This is a genomic window from Streptomyces sp. NPDC102451 (assembly GCF_044765485.1).
Taxonomy (GTDB): Bacteria; Actinomycetota; Actinomycetes; order Streptomycetales; family Streptomycetaceae; genus Streptomyces.
In genome coordinates this window covers 1-1,265 of the sequence record NZ_JBIWKD010000059.1, presented here as the reverse complement: position 1 = coordinate 1,265, position 1,265 = coordinate 1, and the positions used below count along the sequence as shown (strand labels likewise).

The 1,265-nt window shown below is 66.6% G+C and carries 2 protein-coding genes; one reads left to right on the top strand and one right to left on the bottom strand.

Features of this window, described 5'->3' with window-relative positions; all coding sequences use genetic code 11:
* Positions 1-391 (bottom strand): TetR/AcrR family transcriptional regulator (locus ACIRD8_RS37855; RefSeq protein WP_404002344.1); only part of this gene is annotated, 391 nt, incomplete at its 3' end.
* Between the two features lie 118 nt (positions 392-509).
* On the opposite strand from ACIRD8_RS37855, the gene ACIRD8_RS37850 reads away from it, so the two are divergent.
* The coding region (locus ACIRD8_RS37850; protein WP_404002341.1) for a CocE/NonD family hydrolase at positions 510-1,265 on the top strand (756 nt) is incomplete at its 3' end.

The following is a 1,265-nucleotide window of genomic DNA, read 5'->3' as shown; positions in this document are numbered from 1 at the left end:
TGTTCGCCTGCTCGTTGACGATCGCGCCGCGGAGCATCGCCATGAGCGGCTCCGAAGTCCGGGCATCGACTTCCCACACCTCGATGAAGGCACGCACCACACGTTCGCCGAGCAGGTCGTCGGCCCCCTCGAAGGCCGCGCTGAAGCGCGTCAACGCGTCCGCGGGAACGGACATGACAGCGGCGAAGAGCTCGTCCTTCGAGCGGAAGAACTGCATCACCAGCGACGCGTCCACACCGGCATCGGCTGCTACCCGTCGGATCGTGGTCCCGGTGAAGCCATCGGTCGCGAATCGGGTGCGAGCCGCGTCGAGGACCGCCTGCCGGGTGGTGTTCGTCCCCGGCCGGCGGCCGCGGCGTGCGGCGGTTGCGGGATTCGTATCAGCGGCCATGGTCCAAAAATACCTCCCCGACACGAAACTCAACGCGGGTTGAGTTATGGGTTCCGCGGACGTACGCTCGAATGGCCAGAGCTTGACCAGCGGATGAAGTAGATGCGAGGAGCTCCCCGTGAACGAGGATCAGAAGGTGTTCACGCCGTCCCGGCCGCTGGAGCCGGGTCCCCGATACGGGATCCTGAGCGGTTTCGAGCCCGGAACCCGAACGTTGGAGGCGGGTTTTCAGATCGCTCCGCCGTTCAAGCCGCTGCCCGTCGACATCGTCTTCGAGAAGGACGTACCGGTCACCCTGCGTGACGGAGTCACGATCCATGTCGATGTGTTCCGCCCCGTCGGATCGGAGAAGGTGCCGGTCGTCGTGGCGTGGAGCCCTTACGGGAAGGGGCAGGGCACGTCCGCCAGCGTGATGGGCATCTTCGGCATGGTCGGGCTGGACAACAAGATCGTCTCGGGCCTCGCGAAGTTCGAGGGGCCGGACCCGGCGTACTGGTGCGCGCAGGGCTACGCGATCTGCAACCCGGACATCCGGGGTGTGGTGGACTCCGAGGGCGACAGCGTTGTATGGGACCGGCAGGAAGGCCGGGACTGCTACGACCTGATCGAGTGGCTGGGCGTCCAGGACTGGTGCACCGGCAAGGTCGCCATGAGCGGAACGTCCTACCTCGCGGTCTCGCAGTGGTTCGCGGCGGCGGAGCAGCCTCCTCACCTGGCGGCGATCAACCCGTGGGAAGGCGTGAGCGACGTCTACCGCGACCTGGTGATGCGCGGCGGCATGCCCGACACCGGGTTTGCCGAGCAGCTCCAGAACAACAGCTACTGGGGCAAGGGCCGGAGGGAGGACATCGTGACGGAGGCCGAGCTCCACCCG